Here is a 13909-nt window from a genome sequence, read left to right as displayed (position 1 = left end):
AGCCTATTTGACATGCTCGATAACCTGACTACACGCCTTGCCCGCGTCATGAAGACGCTGAAGGGCGAAGCCCGCCTGACCGAATCGAATATTACCGACGCGCTGCGCGAGGTGCGTATGGCGCTGTTGGAGGCGGACGTCGCGTTGCCGGTGGTCAAGGACTTCATTGCCGCGGTCAAGGAAAAGGCGGTAGGTGAGGCGGTGATCGGCTCGCTCAGCCCCGGGCAGGCGCTGATCGGTGTGGTCCATGCCGAGCTGACCAAAATCATGGGCGATGCCCATGAAGGCATCAACTTCAATACCCAGCCACCGGCCATCGTGCTGATGGCCGGCTTGCAGGGGGCCGGCAAGACGACCACCGTTGGCAAGTTGGGCAAGTTCCTCAAGGAGAACCACAAAAAGAAGGTGCTGGTGGTTTCCTGTGACGTCTATCGACCAGCTGCTATCGAACAGTTGAAGTCGGTCGCCGGGCAGGCCGGTGTCGATTTCTTCCCGTCGACCATCGGGGAGAAACCGGAGGCTATCGCCCTGGCCGCGGTAGATTGGGCCAAGCGGCATTATCACGACGTCCTGCTGGTTGATACGGCCGGTCGTTTGGCCATCGACGAAGAAATGATGTCGGAAATCAAGCGCCTGCACGCTGCGATCAAGCCGATAGAGACGCTTTTCGTGGTCGATGCCATGCTTGGCCAGGATGCGGTCAATACTGCCAAGGCGTTCAATGAGGCTTTGCCGCTGACTGGTGTCGTGCTGACCAAGCTGGACGGTGATTCCCGTGGCGGCGCAGCACTGTCCGTGCGCCACGTCACCGGCAAGCCGATCAAGTTTTCTGGCGTTGGCGAGAAGCTCAGTGGGCTGGAGGCCTTCCATCCGGAGCGAATGGCATCCCGTATTCTGGGTATGGGCGACGTACTTTCGCTGATCGAGGATGCCCGCAAGGGCCTGGATGAGGAAAAGGCTGTTGCCTTTGCCAAGAAGCTCAAGTCGGGCAAGGGTTTTGACCTCAACGACTTCAAGGAACAGATGGCCCAGATGCGCAACATGGGTGGTTTGTCGGCGCTGATGGACAAGATGCCGGCGCAGATCGCACAAGTGGCCGGACAACTGCCGGCCGGGGCCGAAAATAAGATGGTTGGTCGGGTCGAAGGTATCATCAACTCGATGACGCCAACCGAACGCGCCAAGCCGGAATTGATCAAGGCCAGCCGCAAGCGCCGCATTGCCATGGGGGCGGGCGTTCAGGTGCAGGATGTCAATCGTCTGCTCAATCAGTTCGAGCAGACTCAGAAGATGATGAAGCAGTTTTCCAAGGGCGGCATCGGCAAGTTGATGCGTGGCATGAAAGGTATGTTGCCCGGTATGGGGCGCTGATCACCGTCCGGCTTGGGCGAGCCGGGCCGGGTTCTCGTAACCCCACTGATTCAGCCATGCGGCACGCACCATGTTCGGGTATTCGGGCTTGCCCAGGCTGCCGTTATAACGCCCGAGGGCGCGGTAGAGGTCGCCTTTCTCGATGTCGAGATAGTGCCGCAGAATGGTGCAGCCATAGCGCAGGTTGGTGCGCAGGTCGAACAGGCTGTTTTCCGGTTGGCCAATCAGTTTGACCCAGAACGGCATGACTTGCATGTAGCCGCGGGCGCCGGCCGATGACACGGCATACTTTCGGAAGCCGGATTCGACTTGCATCAGCCCGAGTACCAGTTGCGGATCAAGACCGGCGCGGGTTGCTTCGTAATGAACGCTGCGTAACAGATCGATCCGGTAGTCGCGGTTCGGGATGCGTTTTTCCAGCCGACGCGACATTTCGCCTAGCCAGTCTGCCGCCTCAATCGAGCTCTTGAATGAGCTGACCGAGGGGCGGGAGTCGGAAACGGCCTTGTGCAGGGCGGCCTGAACGCTGGTCGAGAGCTGCTCATATTTTTGTGCGCCGGCATAGGCTGCCGACGCACTGATCAGGCAGAGGGCCGCAATCAGGCGGCGCACAGCTTTCCTTTGAGGATGTCCACGACATCGGCTTGGGCAATCATCGTGGCTTCGGCCTCGAGGCGGCCCTTGTATTCGAACTGACCTTCCTTGAGGCCACGTTCGCCGATCACGATACGATGCGGAATGCCGATCAGCTCCATGTCGGCAAACATCACACCGGGCCGCTCGTTACGGTCGTCGAGCACGACATCGATAGCGGCAGCCCTGAGTTCGCCGTACAGCTGGTCGGCCGCAGCCTTGACGGCCTCGCTCTTGTGATAGCCCATGGGGACGATGCAGACCGCAAAAGGCGCGATGGTGGCCGGGAGAATGATGCCTTTGTCGTCGTTGCCCTGCTCGATGGCGGCGCCAACAATGCGCGAGACGCCAATGCCATAGCAGCCCATTTCCATGATCTGGCTCTTGCCGTTTTCGTCGAGGTAGGCGCAGTTCAACGCTGTGGCGTATTTCTGGCGCAACTGGAAGATATGGCCGACTTCAATGCCGCGCAGGATATCCAGCTTGCCCTTGCCGTCCGGCGAGGGGTCGCCGGCGACGACGTTACGGATATCGGCCACTTCAGGTTCCGGCAAATCGCGGCCAAAATTGACGCCGGTCAGGTGGAAGCCGGCCTCGTTGGCACCACAGATGAAGTCGCTCATCGTCGCCACGGAACGGTCAGCGAAAATAGCCACTTTCTTGGTGTCGACCGCAACCGGTCCGATAAAGCCAGGCTTGCAGCCGAGACTCTCGATAACTTCAGCTTCAGTGGCGAATCGGAACAGTGAAAGCGCGGCAATCTTGCTTGCCTTGATTTCATTGAGTTCGTGATCGCCGCGCAGCAACAGCAGAGCGAAGGTCGTGCTGCCATCCTCTTTCTCGCTGACCACGGCAATTGACTTGACGATCTTGTCGAGTCCCGTACCAAGGAATTCAGCGACATCGGCGCAAGCCATCTTGCCCGGTGTGGCGATCTTTCCCATGGTCATCGCGGCAGCCGTGCGCGGGGTTGTCGGGCTGAGCGCCTCGGCCAGTTCGACGTTGGCGGCGTAGTCGGAATCCGGGCAGTAGGCGATATCGTCCTCGCCCGAGTCAGCCAGGACATGAAACTCATGCGAGCCGGTGCCGCCGATCGAGCCGGTGTCGGCGGCTACGGCACGGAATTTCAGGCCTAGGCGGGTGAAGATCCGGCTGTAGGTTTCGTACATGTTTTGATATTCGCGCTGCAGGTCGGCAAACGATGCATGGAACGAGTAGCCGTCCTTCATCAGGAATTCACGGCCACGCATGACACCAAAGCGGGGACGGATCTCGTCACGGAACTTGGTTTGAATCTGGTACAGATGGATCGGCAGTTGACGATAACTTTTCACATCGCGCCGTACCACATCGGTAATGACCTCTTCGTGCGTCGGGCCGATCACGAATTCGCGCTGATGGCGGTCCTTGAACCGCAGTAGTTCTGGGCCGTATTGCTCCCAGCGGCCGGATTCCTGCCATAGTTCGGCGGGCTGAACGGCGGGCATCAACAATTCCAGGGCGCCGGCGTTGTTCATCTCCTCGCGGACAATGTTTTCTACTTTGCGCAAGACGCGCAGTCCGAGTGGCATCCAGGTGTAAATGCCAGCCGCGGCGCGTTTGATATAACCGGCGCGCAGCATCATTTTCTGACTGATGACTTCGGCGTCGGTCGGAGCTTCTTTGAGTGTGGTGAAAAAGAACTGCGAAGTGCGCATGGGATGCTCTTGAATTCGTTGCAAAAAGGGCATTTTACACGCAGGCTGTGCTTTGCACGCAGGGGGGCTTTGTGAAAGAATTGCGGTAACTTTTAATTTTGCAGGATATTTATGCTCGACCGCGAAGGCTATCGCCCGAACGTCGGCATTATTCTTTGTAACGCCAAGAACGAGGTTTTCTGGGGTAAGCGCATACGGGAGCATTCCTGGCAGTTTCCGCAAGGTGGCATCAAGCGTGGCGAATCGCCCGAAGAAGCCATGTATCGGGAGCTGCACGAAGAGGTCGGGCTGTTGCCCGAGCACGTGCGTATTCTCGGGCGAACCAAGGGCTGGTTGCGTTACGAAGTGCCGACACACTGGATCAAGCGGGAATGGCGTGGCTCCTACAAGGGGCAAAAGCAGATCTGGTTTCTGTTGCGCCTTGTCGGGAGAGATAACGACGTCAGCCTGCGGGCTACAAACAAGCCGGAGTTCGACGCCTGGCGCTGGAATGATTACTGGGTTCCGCTCGATGCGGTCATTGAATTCAAGCGTGGCGTGTACGAGCAAGCTTTGAATGAGTTGGTGCGCTTTATCGATCTTGATCGGCGAGCAAAAAATCGGCGTTCCGGTGTCGCGATTTCGGTCGACGATGCCGCTTTGCCGGATGAGGACTAATCGAATGCCATTGCTACGCTGGTTTGCTCTTTTGCTCGTTGTGTTCCTCCTTCAAGGAAGAGCGCAAGCCGATTCCGAGGAAGATTATGAAACCAAGCAGTGGCAGGAAATTGACGTGCCATTGCCAGTTGGTCCGGCTGAAGAGAGGTTGCAGTCCTTCTACGTCAGTATGGTCACTGACAACAAGTTCTTCATTGATCTGGCGACGTTAAGCGTCGGTAGTGACGGTGTCGTGCGCTATGTGCTGGTGATCGTGACGCCGAGCGGGGCGCGGAATGTCACTTTTGAAGGTATGCGTTGTGAGACCCGAGAAAACCGGATTTATGCTTCAGGCCGTCGTGACGGGACGTGGTCCAAATCGCGCAACAGCGAATGGTCGCGAATCAAGGATGTCCACGCCAATCGACATCATGCAGTCTTGTTCCTTGAATATTTCTGCCCGGTTGGCGTGATCGTCCGCGACGCGACAGAAGCCAAAGAGGCTTTGCGGAGTGGCAAGCATCCTGATAACAAAATGTGGTGAGTGCAATGACCGTTGATCAAACGATTATCGAGATTGATCGAGCATTGCGCACAATTCTGGCGCCGGCTCGCAGTGTTCGCGCGGTGCCTGGTAGCAATCAGCCCGATGTCGAACTTGATGTCGCACAAAAGCGTCATGTCGTTGGTTTGATGCGCATTAATCACTGCGGGGAGATTTGTGCCCAGGCGCTTTACCAAGGGCAGGCGCTTACTTCGCGCGATGTAGCGGTGAAGGAGGCTTTGCGTGGCGCGGCTGATGAGGAAACCGAGCATTTGGCTTGGACCGAGCAGCGTATCGCGGAATTGGGGGGGCACAAAAGCCTGCTTAATCCGCTCTGGTATGCCGGCTCCTTGACGATGGGGCTGGTGGCGGGGGCGCTCGGTGATAAGTGGAATTTGGGATTTCTAGCCGAAACCGAACGTCAGGTTGAGGCTCATCTCGATGGGCATCTACTTGATCTGCCCGAAGAAGATGTGCGTTCGCGGGCAATTGTCGAACAAATGCGCCTTGACGAAATTCGTCATGCCGAAACAGCCATTTGTTATGGGGCGGCTGAACTTCCGCAGCCTATCAAGGCAGCCATGAAAATGGTGGCCAAGGTTATGACCTTGACCGCCTATCACCTGTAGCCCCTGCGCGGCTCAGGCTTCGTCAATAATCTCGAAATCGTGAGTGATTTCGGCTGTTTTGCCAATCATGATCGAGGCTGAACAGTATTTGTCTTTCGACAGCTCAATGGCGCGTGCTACCGCTTCCGGTTTGAGCTGCTTGCCCTTCACTGTGTAGTGAAAGTGAATATGGGTAAAGATTTTGGGGTCGGTGTCAGCGCGCTCGGCCTTCAGGCTGACATTGCAGCTACTCACCGCATGGCGACCTTTTTTTAATATCAATACGACATCGAAGGCTGTGCAACCGCCGGTTCCCGCCAGAACCATTTCCATGGGGCGTAACCCGAGGTTTCTGCCGCCAGCCTCCGGCGCGCCATCCATCACGACTGCATGGCCGCTGCCGGTTTCGGCGACAAATGACATTCCCGCATCATTTCCCATCCATCTGATTGTGCATTCCATTCAATTCTCCTTGAAAGATCATCGATTTTAGCGGATATCCCGCCATATGGAGCCTTTGCAGGGTTGGTGTTGCATCGCAGCATTTTTGCCAAAAAAAATGGGGCTATGCATGTGACAAAATTTGGTTGATCGATACGTTATTTTCTACTTGTATGTTTTTAATATTTTTAATAAACATATATTTGTTGTGAATAAATTTAATTTATTAATTAATTTATTATTTTATTGTGCGTTGCACAAATAGTTCTTGCCGGAGGTTGGCCGTTCGTGGAAAATATGAACCATACGAACGGTAGTGACTTGGTAGTAACCGGTTCTGCTGTTCAGGTTTGTCTCCTCCACCCTCCTCCTTTGGTGTGGATTTAACGCGGCTCACTGGGCCGCGTTTTTTTTACTTGTTAATAAGGTGTGTGGCTAAAAACCATTGACACTGGTAACGAGTTTCAACTAGAATCCGCGCCTTTCTCCAATCTGCGCCCAAATTTTTCAGGACGGCACACACATGAAAACGTTTTCCGCCAAGCCACATGAGGTGAAGCGCGAGTGGTTTGTGGTAGACGCCACAGACAAGGTGCTCGGCCGCCTCGCTACCGAAATTGCTCGTCGACTCCGTGGCAAGCACAAGGCTATCTATACCCCGCACGTTGATACCGGCGATTTCATCGTCGTAACCAATGTCGAAAAGATCACCGTTACCGGTAACAAGGCCGAAGATAAGAAGTACTTCCGCCACTCCGGTTATCCGGGCGGTATCTACGAAACCAACTTCAAGAAGATGCAGCAGCGTTTCCCGGGCCGTGCCCTGGAGACCGCCGTCAAGGGCATGCTGCCGAAGGGGCCGCTGGGTTACGCGATGCTCAAGAAGCTGAAGTGTTACGCTGGCGAACAGCATCCTCACACCGCCCAGCAGCCGAAGGCTCTGGAAATTTAAGGGGTCATCATGGCTGAAAGTTATTTCTACGGTACTGGTCGTCGCAAGAGCGCCATCGCCCGTGTTTTCATGAAGCGCGGTTCCGGTGCGATTGTTGTCAATGGCAAGCCAATCGACCAGTTCTTCTCCCGTGAAACTGGTCGTATGATCGTCCGTCAACCGCTTGAGTTGGTGGCTCAGCTCTCTGGTTTCGATATCAAGGTAAATGTTATCGGCGGTGGTGAATCTGGTCAGGCTGGTGCCGTTCGTCATGGCATCACCCGTGCTCTGATCGAGTACGATGCAGCATTGAAGCCGGCGCTCTCCAAAGCGGGTTTCGTGACGCGCGATGCTCGTGAAGTGGAGCGTAAAAAAGTTGGTTTCCACAAGGCACGTCGCCGCAAGCAGTTCTCCAAGCGTTAATACGCTTCGAGCGTATAGAAAGCCGCCCTTGGGCGGCTTTTTTGTTTTTGGAGTGCGCGCTATCATGCGCTTTCGTTTGAACGAGGCAGCGTGATTAAAAAGCGTGTTGTTGGCAAGGCTCTGTCTTTTGTCTGGCCTCCCAAGGGAATGCCTTCTGTCCTCGCGGTAATGACTCCATTTATCCAGATTTTTCGCTTGAGGGGCCTGACGGGCGTATGCCAACTCCTGCTGTTTCTTTGAAATTGAAAAAAATTCGACGCCGTTTCGGGATTTCGGCGCCACGCGTCGTTGTGCGTAGCCATATGCCGTGGCAGTGGCTTGCGTTACCCGTGTTGTTAATGGTTTTACTGCTTGGGACGGTGGCCTGGTTGGTGTTGCAGCGAAATGAGGCCGGAGAGATGGGGCGCGAGGTGGAAAGTCTTCGCGAGCAACTTTTGAGGCAACGAGGGGAATTGGATTTGCTGCGGGCATCGGCGGGAACCGGGCTAAATGCTGTCAGTATCGAACGTGCGGCCCAGCAGAAATTGTTAACTCGGCTTCAGTGGCTGGAGCAGGAAAATGGTGCGCTGAAAGAAGATATTCGATTGTTTGAGCGCCTGATTCCTGTTGTTGGAGAAGAGGCTGTTGTTCGCGTCGAAAATTTTCGTGTTATCCAGGAAGAGGATGGGCGTTATCGCTATCGATTGTTGCTGGCCTTTCAGCCGAGCAGGCAGAGCCCAGAGTTCCGGGGGCGCCTGCAATTAGCGGTGCGGTTTTCGCTGGGGGGGAAGGAGCAGCAACTGTTGCTGCCGGAAAAGGGTGATTCGGCTGGTGACTCTCAGCTTGCGCTCAAACACTTTCTCCGCCGCGAGAGTGTTTTTCAGTTGCCTGCAGGGGCTCTCCTTCAGGGGGTTGAGGCGCGTCTGCTGCAGGGTGATACACTCAAGTTAAAGCGGTCGGCTCAACTTTAGGGGGATCCATGTTTGGCAAAAAATCTGAAAACAAACCTCAAGGACGAATTGATAGTTTGATCGGGGCTGGGACTCGAGTTGAGGGCAGTATTTATTTTACCGGCGGGTTGCGCATTGATGGTGAAGTGGTTGGGAGTGTGGAGGCTGTCGAGGGGGCCTCGGCATCTACATTGGTCTTGAGTGAACACGCCCGTGTCGAGGGCGCTGTACGTGTGGCTCATCTGGTCACGAATGGGACTGTGGTCGGACCTGCTACCGTCACTGAGTCGCTTGAGATGCAGTCGAAGGCACGCATTGTTGGCGACGTCGACTATGCGCTAATTGAAATGCACCAAGGGGCGGTTATTGAGGGGCGGCTTGTCCATCATGATGAAAAATCGGTGGAACTAAAGCTTGCTGCTTCAAACTAAGATGATTGACCGCGATGGCACGGACTCGCATAATCTCGCACGAATTTTCTCAGGAGCTTTCTCATGAATGCAGTTACCGAAATGACCTCTCCCCTTCTCTTTACCGATAGTGCAGCGACCAAGGTCAAGGAACTCATCGAGGAAGAGGGTAATCCGGGCCTCAAGCTCCGTGTTTTTGTTACGGGCGGCGGCTGCTCTGGTTTTCAATATGGCTTCACGTTCGACGAGGAGGTGAATGAAGACGACACCACTCTCGAAAAAAATGGCGTCACGCTGCTTATCGATCCGATGAGCTATCAGTATTTGGTTGGCGCCGAGATTGATTATTCGGAAGGTCTCGAGGGTTCTCAGTTCGTCATTCGTAACCCGAATGCAACTTCCACCTGTGGTTGCGGATCCTCTTTCGCAGCCTGAGTCGTTTTAGTGTGCAAAAAGGGCGGCCTAGGCCGCCCTTTTTGCATGTTTATTTCGGTTTGAAACGGGTTATTCGACGTATGCGATTTTGCTCTGCCCCAGCATATCGAGTTGTCCAAGCAGGGTGGCGGTCTCTACTCTGAAGCGTCCAAGTTGGCTTGGCTCAAGAGGGGGGCTAACGGGTAGGTTAGCGGACAGAGGGTTGACTGGTCGGTCATTGACGCGAAATTCGTAATGTAGATGCGGCCCGGTTGCCCAGCCGGTTTGTCCGACGCGTCCTATGGTGTCGCCTTGGTTGATCCGTGCGCCTTTGCGTACAGTGTGTTCAATGCTCTGTAAGTGGCCGTAGGCGGTGGAGTGGCTTCTCGCGTGTTTCAGGATGACGATATTTCCGTAACCTTTCTGAAAACCGGCGAAATCAACGATGGCGTCCGCTGTCGCTCTAACCTTGGTACCTTGCGGTGCGTCGTAATCAACCCCTTGGTGGGCGCGCCATTCTTTGAGGGTGGGGTGAAACCGCATGCTGAAACCGGAGGTTATTCGGGAAAATTCGAGTGGTGAGCGAAGGAAAGCCTTTTTTAGCGGCTTGCCTTCTGGGGTGTAATAGTTACCCTTGCCCGATTGTTCGAACCAAACCGCCCGGTAGGTTTTTCCGCTGTTGATGAATTCTGCACTCAGGATTTTGCCGCTGCGTGTCGCTTGGCCTCTCAGGTAGTCCATTTCATAGGTGATCGAAAAACGATCGCCTTTGCGCAGGTCTCGGTGGAAGTCAACGTCACTCCCAAAAAGTTCTGCCAGTTGAATGGCTATTGCATCAGGGATGTTTGCTGCATCAGAAGCGGCGAAGAGTGAGCTGGAAATTTCACCGGCCTTGCTGACAATGATCTTTTCGAAACGCTCGGCAACCTGCTTGGCAACTAGCTTGCCATCGCGATTTTCAATTACTAAGGCGCTTTCTCGGTCATTCAGGGGGAAATGGAGTTTGATCAACTCGCCGTTGGCCCCTGCGATAGCGCCAACGATTTTACCTGGAGCTAGTTGTTCTCCAATAATTCGTGCTTCCGGGTTGGTGAGTACAAAGGTGCTTGTCTCGGTATCCAGGATGTTCAGGCGGGCCAATAGGCTGCTTACCGTGTCGCCACGCTGTACTCGTTCTTCGATCAGATAGCCTGGGTCGCTGCTGGGTTGTTCCTTACTGGCTACCAGTTGTAATTGTTCGACGACGCGGGTTGTTGCGATATGTTCGGTGTCGGGGGCAACCGCTATCGCTGCTGCCATTGCCAGGGCCGATATGGCGCCAGTTAGGGCCAGAGGCCATCTGTGTCGGTGCAGGCGTGAGGCTAGGGGGCGCGGGTGCGCTAAAATACGGCTATTTTTCATCGAATAAATGATTTGGTGCGTGAAAATCGAAGCAGTCTAGCAGATATGTCTCGGCCAAAATTTGCGGTGTCCGGAGTTGGTGATGGTAAATATTGAACATGGTTTGCAACTCATCAAGCGAGGTTGTGATGAGTTGCTGGTGGAATCGGAGCTGATTGAGCGCCTGAAGGCGGGGCGGCCGTTGCGGGTCAAGGCGGGGTTCGATCCAACGGCTCCTGACCTGCATCTCGGGCACACGGTGTTAATCAACAAACTGCGTCACTTTCAGGAATTGGGGCACCACGTAATGTTCCTGATTGGTGACTTCACCGGGTTGATTGGTGATCCAACCGGGAAGAACGTGACGCGCCCCCCGCTGTCGCGCGAGCAGATTATTGAAAACGCCAAGACCTACAAGGAGCAGGTGTTCAAGATTCTTGATCCGGAAAAGACCGAAATCTGCTTCAACTCAGCCTGGTTCGACAGCCTTGGCGCTGCGGGTATGATCAAGTTGGCTGCCCAGCATACCGTTGCGCGGATGCTGGAGCGTGACGATTTTGCCAAGCGTTACGCTGGTGGTTTGCCCATTGCCATCCACGAATTCCTCTACCCGCTATGTCAAGGCTATGACTCGGTCGCCATGCGCGCGGATGTGGAGCTTGGTGGTACCGATCAGAAGTTCAATCTTCTCGTTGGTCGCGAGTTGCAGAAGCATTATGGTCAATCGCCTCAGTGTGTTCTAACCATGCCTTTGCTTGAGGGCTTGGATGGCGTAAACAAAATGTCGAAATCCTTGGGTAACTACATTGGGATCAATGAGGCGCCGCGTGAAATATTCGGCAAGATCATGTCTGTGTCCGATAGCTTGATGTGGCGCTACTTTGAGCTGCTTTCCTTTCGAGAGAGCGCTGAAATCCTCCGCTTCAGGGAGGAGATTGCCGGAGGGCGGAATCCGCGAGATGTGAAAGTGCTCTTGGGGCTGGAACTCGTTGAGCGTTTTCATTCTCGTCAAGCGGCAGAGGATGCGTTGCAGGAGTTTGAGGCGCGATTCCGTCAGGGCGTGCTCCCCGATGACATGCCGGAGCTCACTTTGCAGTGTGAGTCTGGAGGGCTACCGGTGATTCAGGTGCTCAAGCAAGCGGGGTTGACCGCCAGCACTTCCGAAGCTTTGCGCATGATTGACCAGGGAGCGGTCCGTGCGAATGGTGACAAAGTTTCCGATAAGGGGATGATCGTTAGTGTTGGTGATACTCTGATTTTACAAGTTGGAAAGCGAAAGTTTGCCAAAGTAACTCTTGCCTAATTGGTGTGCCGGGAGGCTTTGTACAAAGTAATTTGGTTGATTGAGTTGACCTTCGAATTTAGATCTATATAATGCGCAGCTCTTCTGCAGCGGCGGGTGTTTTCGGCGGTTGGGGAAGAGGAAGTAGAAAGAAGAAGTTGAGCTGAAAAGCTTGACGGGAGTAGAGAAGAGGTTCATAATTCGGCCTCTCTGCTGCAGACGAAGCGAAAGCGACGGCGCAGTGCAGGAAGTGATCTTTAACAATTTGGACAATCGATAGGTGTGGGTGCCTTGATGCGAAAGCGACGCAAGTCGCAAAAAGTATTAAAGGCAATCACACGGATGGAGAGATCCATCGAGGTAGAAGTCAAATTCTACCGTCAGTGAATTGTGAGTAATTAGTTGGATTGAACTGAAGAGTTTGATCCTGGCTCAGATTGAACGCTGGCGGCATGCCTTACACATGCAAGTCGAACGGCAGCACGGGAGCAATCCTGGTGGCGAGTGGCGAACGGGTGAGTAATGTATCGGAACGTACCTTTCAGTGGGGGATAACGTAGCGAAAGTTACGCTAATACCGCATATTCTCTGAGGAGGAAAGCAGGGGACCTTCGGGCCTTGCGCTGTTAGAGCGGCCGATATCAGATTAGCTAGTTGGTGGGGTAAAAGCTCACCAAGGCGACGATCTGTAGCGGGTCTGAGAGGATGATCCGCCACACTGGAACTGAGACACGGTCCAGACTCCTACGGGAGGCAGCAGTGGGGAATTTTGGACAATGGGCGAAAGCCTGATCCAGCCATGCCGCGTGAGTGAAGAAGGCCTTCGGGTTGTAAAGCTCTTTCGGCCGGGAAGAAATCGCATTGGTTAATACCTGGTGTGGATGACGGTACCGGAATAAGAAGCACCGGCTAACTACGTGCCAGCAGCCGCGGTAATACGTAGGGTGCGAGCGTTAATCGGAATTACTGGGCGTAAAGCGTGCGCAGGCGGTTTTGTAAGACAGGCGTGAAATCCCCGGGCTCAACCTGGGAACTGCGCTTGTGACTGCAAGGCTAGAGTACGGCAGAGGGGGGTGGAATTCCACGTGTAGCAGTGAAATGCGTAGAGATGTGGAGGAACACCAATGGCGAAGGCAGCCCCCTGGGTCGATACTGACGCTCATGCACGAAAGCGTGGGTAGCAAACAGGATTAGATACCCTGGTAGTCCACGCCCTAAACGATGTCAACTAGGTGTTGGGAGGGTAAAACCTTTTAGTACCGGAGCTAACGCGTGAAGTTGACCGCCTGGGGAGTACGGCCGCAAGGTTAAAACTCAAAGGAATTGACGGGGACCCGCACAAGCGGTGGATGATGTGGATTAATTCGATGCAACGCGAAAAACCTTACCTACCCTTGACATGTCAGGAAGTCTTGAGAGATTGAGATGTGCCCGAAAGGGAACCTGAACACAGGTGCTGCATGGCTGTCGTCAGCTCGTGTCGTGAGATGTTGGGTTAAGTCCCGCAACGAGCGCAACCCTTGTCGTTAATTGCCATCATTTAGTTGGGCACTTTAGCGAGACTGCCGGTGACAAACCGGAGGAAGGTGGGGATGACGTCAAGTCCTCATGGCCCTTATGGGTAGGGCTTCACACGTCATACAATGGTCGGTACAAAGGGTCGCCAACCCGCGAGGGGGAGCCAATCCCAGAAAGCCGATCGTAGTCCGGATTGCAGGCTGCAACTCGCCTGCATGAAGTCGGAATCGCTAGTAATCGTGGATCAGCATGTCACGGTGAATACGTTCCCGGGTCTTGTACACACCGCCCGTCACACCATGGGAGCGGGTTCCGCCAGAAGTAGGTAGCCTAACCGCAAGGAGGGCGCTTACCACGGCGGGGTTCGTGACTGGGGTGAAGTCGTAACAAGGTAGCCGTAGGGGAACCTGCGGCTGGATCACCTCCTTTCTAGAGAAAAGCATCAGTGGCACCCACAACCTATCGATTGTTCAAACGTAGCGCAAACAGACGAGGGTCTGTAGCTCAGTCGGTTAGAGCACCGTCTTGATAAGGCGGGGGTCGTTGGTTCGATTCCAACCAGACCCACCAACGTCTTAAAACGGGGGATTAGCTCAGCTGGGAGAGCACCTGCTTTGCAAGCAGGGGGTCAACGGTTCGATCCCGTTATCCTCCACCAGAAACTAAAGATAAACAGGGTTGTTTATCTTTAG

Annotated in this window: 14 protein-coding genes, 2 tRNA genes and 1 rRNA gene; 13 read left to right on the top strand and 4 right to left on the bottom strand. The window is 54.5% G+C overall.

Annotated features, from left to right (window positions below; all coding sequences use genetic code 11):
• Positions 1-12: 12 nt before the first annotated feature.
• Complete coding sequence (gene ffh, locus ACLIKD_RS14930; protein ID WP_428825680.1) at positions 13-1371, top strand: signal recognition particle protein; 1359 nt, start codon at positions 13-15, stop codon at positions 1369-1371.
• Here the strand turns inward: ffh and ACLIKD_RS14925 are convergent, their stop codons facing one another.
• Positions 1372-1983 (bottom strand): lytic transglycosylase domain-containing protein, encoded by a 612-nt coding sequence (locus ACLIKD_RS14925; RefSeq protein WP_428825679.1) that lies wholly within the window; start codon positions 1981-1983, stop codon positions 1372-1374. It lies immediately after the preceding gene.
• Positions 1971-3701, bottom strand: a complete 1731-nt coding sequence (locus tag ACLIKD_RS14920; protein WP_428825678.1) for a proline--tRNA ligase — start codon at positions 3699-3701, stop codon at positions 1971-1973. The genes ACLIKD_RS14925 and ACLIKD_RS14920 overlap by 13 nt, the downstream gene beginning before the upstream one ends.
• 111 nt (positions 3702-3812) lie before the next feature.
• On the opposite strand from ACLIKD_RS14920, the gene ACLIKD_RS14915 reads away from it, so the two are divergent.
• Genes ACLIKD_RS14915 through coq7 form a run of 3 tightly spaced genes read left to right on the top strand, consistent with a single transcriptional unit; the run spans position 3813 to position 5510 of the window.
• Positions 3813-4358, top strand: coding sequence for an RNA pyrophosphohydrolase (locus ACLIKD_RS14915; protein WP_428825677.1), 546 nt, complete (start codon positions 3813-3815; stop codon positions 4356-4358).
• 4 nt (positions 4359-4362) lie between these two features.
• Positions 4363-4881 (top strand): CNP1-like family protein, encoded by a 519-nt coding sequence (locus ACLIKD_RS14910; RefSeq protein WP_428825676.1) that lies wholly within the window; start codon positions 4363-4365, stop codon positions 4879-4881.
• 5 nt (positions 4882-4886) lie between these two features.
• Positions 4887-5510 (top strand): 2-polyprenyl-3-methyl-6-methoxy-1,4-benzoquinone monooxygenase, encoded by a 624-nt coding sequence (gene coq7, locus ACLIKD_RS14905; RefSeq protein WP_428825675.1) that lies wholly within the window; start codon positions 4887-4889, stop codon positions 5508-5510.
• Positions 5511-5522: 12 nt separating this feature from the next.
• On the opposite strand, the gene ACLIKD_RS14900 is transcribed toward coq7, so the two are convergent.
• Positions 5523-5951, bottom strand: coding sequence for an OsmC family protein (locus ACLIKD_RS14900; RefSeq protein WP_428825674.1), 429 nt, complete (start codon positions 5949-5951; stop codon positions 5523-5525).
• Positions 5952-6453: 502 nt separating this feature from the next.
• Between ACLIKD_RS14900 and rplM the strand changes: the two genes are divergently transcribed.
• From rplM to erpA, 5 genes are all read left to right on the top strand, one after another.
• The gene (gene rplM, locus ACLIKD_RS14895) at positions 6454-6882 is read left to right on the top strand and encodes a 50S ribosomal protein L13 (protein ID WP_226417022.1); all 429 of its coding nucleotides are present in this window, start codon (positions 6454-6456) and stop codon (positions 6880-6882) included.
• Positions 6883-6891: 9 nt separating this feature from the next.
• Positions 6892-7284, top strand: coding sequence for a 30S ribosomal protein S9 (rpsI, locus tag ACLIKD_RS14890; RefSeq protein WP_226417021.1), 393 nt, complete (start codon positions 6892-6894; stop codon positions 7282-7284).
• Positions 7285-7499: 215 nt separating this feature from the next.
• Positions 7500-8234 (top strand): DUF6776 family protein, encoded by a 735-nt coding sequence (locus tag ACLIKD_RS14885; protein ID WP_428825673.1) that lies wholly within the window; start codon positions 7500-7502, stop codon positions 8232-8234.
• 8 nt (positions 8235-8242) lie between these two features.
• Positions 8243-8644 carry a bactofilin family protein gene (locus ACLIKD_RS14880; RefSeq protein ID WP_226417019.1) on the top strand — a complete coding sequence of 134 codons (402 nt, stop codon included), beginning with the start codon at positions 8243-8245 and terminating at the stop codon, positions 8642-8644.
• A gap of 63 nt (positions 8645-8707) precedes the next feature.
• Entirely contained in the window at positions 8708-9058 is a 351-nt protein-coding gene (gene erpA, locus ACLIKD_RS14875; RefSeq protein WP_226417018.1) for an iron-sulfur cluster insertion protein ErpA, read from the top strand.
• 69 nt (positions 9059-9127) lie between these two features.
• Here the strand turns inward: erpA and ACLIKD_RS14870 are convergent, their stop codons facing one another.
• Entirely contained in the window at positions 9128-10336 is a 1209-nt protein-coding gene (locus ACLIKD_RS14870; protein ID WP_428825672.1) for a M23 family metallopeptidase, read from the bottom strand.
• A 184-nt stretch (positions 10337-10520) separates the two neighbouring features.
• Here ACLIKD_RS14870 and tyrS point away from each other — a divergent pair, with 184 nt between their 5' ends.
• From tyrS to ACLIKD_RS14850, 4 genes are all read left to right on the top strand, one after another.
• A complete protein-coding gene (gene tyrS / locus ACLIKD_RS14865; RefSeq protein ID WP_428825671.1) occupies positions 10521-11720 on the top strand; it encodes a tyrosine--tRNA ligase in 1200 nt (399 codons plus the stop codon).
• Between the two features lie 388 nt (positions 11721-12108).
• A 16S ribosomal RNA gene (locus ACLIKD_RS14860) occupies positions 12109-13646 on the top strand.
• Between the two features lie 64 nt (positions 13647-13710).
• Positions 13711-13787: transfer RNA gene (locus ACLIKD_RS14855), tRNA-Ile, on the top strand.
• A 12-nt stretch (positions 13788-13799) separates the two neighbouring features.
• A tRNA-Ala gene (locus ACLIKD_RS14850) sits at positions 13800-13875 on the top strand.
• The last annotated feature ends 34 nt before the right edge of the window (positions 13876-13909 follow it).

Origin of the sequence: Azonexus sp. IMCC34842, from assembly GCF_050368855.1 — a bacterium.
Lineage (GTDB): Bacteria > Pseudomonadota > Gammaproteobacteria > Burkholderiales > Rhodocyclaceae > Azonexus > Azonexus denitrificans_A.
Note: the sequence above shows the minus strand (reverse complement) of the source record. Positions and strands in the feature narration are given on the sequence as shown.

What these genes read in the sequence shown, in the direction of transcription:
- ffh (WP_428825680.1), top strand. Translation starts at nt 13, where the DNA reads ATGCTCGATAACCTGACTACACGCCTTGCCCGCGTCATGAAGACGCTG.
- ACLIKD_RS14920 (WP_428825678.1), bottom strand. Translation starts at nt 3,701, where the DNA reads ATGCGCACTTCGCAGTTCTTTTTCACCACACTCAAAGAAGCTCCGACC.
- ACLIKD_RS14915 (WP_428825677.1), top strand. Translation starts at nt 3,813, where the DNA reads ATGCTCGACCGCGAAGGCTATCGCCCGAACGTCGGCATTATTCTTTGT.
- ACLIKD_RS14910 (WP_428825676.1), top strand. Translation starts at nt 4,363, where the DNA reads ATGCCATTGCTACGCTGGTTTGCTCTTTTGCTCGTTGTGTTCCTCCTT.
- coq7 (WP_428825675.1), top strand. Translation starts at nt 4,887, where the DNA reads ATGACCGTTGATCAAACGATTATCGAGATTGATCGAGCATTGCGCACA.
- ACLIKD_RS14900 (WP_428825674.1), bottom strand. Translation starts at nt 5,951, where the DNA reads ATGGAATGCACAATCAGATGGATGGGAAATGATGCGGGAATGTCATTT.
- rplM (WP_226417022.1), top strand. Translation starts at nt 6,454, where the DNA reads ATGAAAACGTTTTCCGCCAAGCCACATGAGGTGAAGCGCGAGTGGTTT.
- rpsI (WP_226417021.1), top strand. Translation starts at nt 6,892, where the DNA reads ATGGCTGAAAGTTATTTCTACGGTACTGGTCGTCGCAAGAGCGCCATC.
- ACLIKD_RS14885 (WP_428825673.1), top strand. Translation starts at nt 7,500, where the DNA reads ATGCCAACTCCTGCTGTTTCTTTGAAATTGAAAAAAATTCGACGCCGT.
- ACLIKD_RS14880 (WP_226417019.1), top strand. Translation starts at nt 8,243, where the DNA reads ATGTTTGGCAAAAAATCTGAAAACAAACCTCAAGGACGAATTGATAGT.
- erpA (WP_226417018.1), top strand. Translation starts at nt 8,708, where the DNA reads ATGAATGCAGTTACCGAAATGACCTCTCCCCTTCTCTTTACCGATAGT.
- ACLIKD_RS14870 (WP_428825672.1), bottom strand. Translation starts at nt 10,336, where the DNA reads ATGGCAGCAGCGATAGCGGTTGCCCCCGACACCGAACATATCGCAACA.
- tyrS (WP_428825671.1), top strand. Translation starts at nt 10,521, where the DNA reads ATGGTAAATATTGAACATGGTTTGCAACTCATCAAGCGAGGTTGTGAT.